The 1,634-nt window shown below is 22.1% G+C and carries 1 protein-coding gene; it reads right to left on the reverse strand.

Annotation, left to right across the window (positions count from 1 at the left end; translation table 11 throughout):
• Positions 1 to 1,634, reverse strand: a 1,634-nt coding sequence (locus AYC60_RS07395; protein WP_197417001.1) for a hypothetical protein, incomplete at both ends; no start/stop codon positions are given.

The following is a 1,634-nucleotide window of genomic DNA, read 5'->3' on the forward strand; positions in this document are numbered from 1 at the left end:
TTACCTCTTACTTCTAGATTTTCTTTATCTACATTACCTTTTACATTATCTACTAATTTAAATGTTTCTAATTTTTGCTTTAATGATGTATTTAATACTTCTGATTCTACATTTAAATCTTTTGATTCTAATTTATTTGATTCTAAGTTTGAACCCTTTACATCTAATCTATCTAATTTAATATCTTTTACTTTTACATTTGAACTAGAACTACTTTCATAATTTACATTTGTATTTTCATAAAGTGTAAAAGCATCTATTTTTTTAACATATTTATTATCTAATATTTGTGATTCTACTTTAAGGTTTTTACCTTCTAATGTATTTGAGGTAATATTACTTCCTATTACTGTTGCATTAGTATTATTTAGATTAATATTTTTTGATTTAATATTTGAACCTTTATTTATTTCTTTTTTATCTAGTAGATATTCATTATTAAAATATGATTTTTCTTCTTTAGAGTTTTCTATTTTTTCTCCAGTAATTACTAGAGTGTTTGAATCTACATTTAGTGTTTCATCTACATTAATGTTTGTAGACTGTATTTTAGTATCATTTGATTTAATATTAATATTTTTAGCATTAATATTAGAGTTTCCTATTTTTTCTTCTTTTACTAATATATCAGTATAGTTATTAATTAGATGTGATTTATTAGTTATTTTATCTCCAGATATTTCTAGGTTTTTTGTTGATATATTAATATCCTCATTTACCTTAATATCTCCTGAAATTAATGTGTTTTTAGATAATATATTTAGATTATTTGCCTCTATAGTTGATTTCTTTAATTCTTCATATCTTCTAATAAATACATTTTCATCAGTTACTAAATATGTCTCTTTATCTTCTACTATTGATTTAAGAGTTATATTATCTGATTTAATATCTAAATTATCTAAGGCTTTTAATCTTGCTCCCTCTATTAATATATTATTACTTGATAGATTAATATTATCAAACAGTAATTTTTGGTCTCTAATATTTAAATTCTTTGCATTTATTGTGATATTACTTTTCTTAGGAGTTTTTTCTTCAAGTTTTTTATCCTCTAATTTAAATTCATTTATTAAATACTTGTTATTATTATTATATTTAATATTATTTAGAAAATACGGATTATTTAAGAAATTTGATAGTTTTGTATATCTTGGGTCTTCTTCTACTGTATACTCTACATTCTTTCCATCTATATCTATATTTTCTTTATTATTTACATATCTTTCATCTTCTTCTCTTAAAGTCTTCTTATCTTCATCTTTAAGATTTACTACATTTGATGTTATATTTATTTCTTCTCCCTTAATATGTGAGGGAAGTCCTTTAAGGCTTACTTCTCTTTCATTACCTAAGTCTCTAATATATGTTGCATTATGTAATATATTACAATATACAAGTCCACCAGGACAGTGAAAAGATCCATCAAATATCATCTTCTCATATCCATCTCTAACTATTATCTTTTCATCACTTATACTTGATGAATTATTAAATATATTTGATACTATCTTATTTTCTCTATTTGCTATTATATGTCCATCTTTATTATTTAATTCTTCTTTTGTAGTAATACTAATATTATTTCCACTAAGTACTGAAAAGCTTGTATCTTTGTCTTCATTATCTACAAA

It is taken from the genome of Streptobacillus felis, assembly GCF_001559775.1.
GTDB classification, from domain to species: domain Bacteria; phylum Fusobacteriota; class Fusobacteriia; order Fusobacteriales; family Leptotrichiaceae; genus Streptobacillus; species Streptobacillus felis.